Origin of the sequence: Microcystis sp. M53602_WE12, assembly GCF_030065455.1 — a bacterium.
GTDB classification, from domain to species: domain Bacteria; phylum Cyanobacteriota; class Cyanobacteriia; order Cyanobacteriales; family Microcystaceae; genus Microcystis; species Microcystis aeruginosa.
In genome coordinates this window covers 1-1,565 of record NZ_JASJFB010000161.1, presented here as the reverse complement: position 1 = coordinate 1,565, position 1,565 = coordinate 1, and the positions used below count along the sequence as shown (strand labels likewise).

At 45.7% G+C, this 1,565-nt stretch carries 1 protein-coding gene; it reads left to right on the top strand.

All coding sequences use genetic code 11. The annotated features are described in order from the left end of the window. The first annotated feature begins 222 nt into the window (after positions 1-222). Positions 223-1,539, top strand: coding sequence for a family 10 glycosylhydrolase (locus tag PX482_RS06250; protein ID WP_288122197.1), 1,317 nt, complete (start codon positions 223-225; stop codon positions 1,537-1,539). Positions 1,540-1,565 lie beyond the last annotated feature (26 nt).

Genomic DNA, 1,565 nt, shown 5'->3' with positions numbered 1-1,565 from the left:
GAAGAAATAGGTAAATATATAAGTAGGTGGGTGGAATTAAATATAAAATGAACGTAGGTTGGGTTGAAGCATGAAACCCAACGCCCGCATGGGTTACGCTACCGCTAACCCATCCTACAAATAATTGTGCCTACCTACTTATTTTGGGTCAATCTAGCCTCAAAGAGTTGAGCAAAGCTGGTATTATAACCAGTTAAAACCGTTAATCTTCACCTTAAAGAAATGACTTTTCTAATTCCGACTAGCGTTTGGCGGCAAATTCTTAAAAAGTTCCCTATACTACTATTCTTAGTATCTTTTCTCATAGTCCTACTATTAGGCTATTTTTCTGCCGCTTTCTCTCAAAGTCGAGATCCTGATATCCGCGGTGTTTGGATCACCACCAACGATACTGCGATGCTGATGGACAGGGATAAACGACAACAGGCGATCGAGCAATTAGTTAATCTTAATTTTAATGCTATCTATCCCGTGGTCTGGAATTCCGGTTATGCTCTCTATCCCAGTGCGATCGCCCAACGGGAAGGAATACAGCCTTTTGTGCCTACGGGAGCGCAGGGACAAGATATCTTGGCAGAATTGGTGGAACAAACCCGTGGCAGTGGATTATTGGTCATTCCTTGGTTTGAATTCGGATTTATGGCCCCTCCCACCTCGGAATTAGCCTTAAAACATCAGGACTGGTTAACCCAAAAACGCGACGGGGGGACCACTTGGGTAGGAGCAGCCGGTGAGGTGGTGTGGTTGAATCCTTTCCGTCCCGAGGTGCAGAATTTTCTGCGGGAATTAGTCTTGGAAGTGGTGGGACAATACGATATTAACGGCATCCAATTCGACGATCATCTGAGTTTACCGAATGAATTCGGCTATGATCCCTATACTATCGCTCTTTATCAACAGGAAACGGAAAAAACACCTCCGGCTAACCCCCGGGATCCCGAATGGACAAAATGGCGGGCCGATAAAATCACCGCTTTTCTGGCTAATCTCAAAGAATCAATTCAGGCAGTTAAACCGAATATACTGCTTTCGATCGCCCCTAATCCCTACGAATTCGCCTATAATGGTCATTTACAGGATTGGCTCGGTTGGGTGCGGCAAGGATTAGTCGACGAGTTAATTGTACAGGTTTATCGTCCCGATCTGCCCAGTTTTCTCAAGCAAATAGAGCGTCCCGAAATTCAGGAAACCCAGCAAACTATCCCCACCGGTGTGGGAGTTTTAACCGGTTTACGCAATCGACCGATTGCCCTACCCTTTATTGAAGAAAAGGTATTGGCTGCTCGTCAACGGGGTTTAGGGGTGATTTTCTTCTTTTATGAAAGTCTCTGGCAGCAAGCTTTGGAACCTCAAGAAACCAGAAAAGCGGCAATTCAAGCGATGTTTTCCCAACCCATCACTCCCCGTCTTCCCGTGCTGGAAAATATTCCCTTAGTTAGTACACCTGAACCTGTTTACCAGCCAAGACTAACTCCCACACCTCCCCCCTTAGCGCCGGACGGGATCGAAATTCCTGTAATTCCCCCTCCGGGTAGTTAATAGCAATTTTTGCCCATCAAAATTAT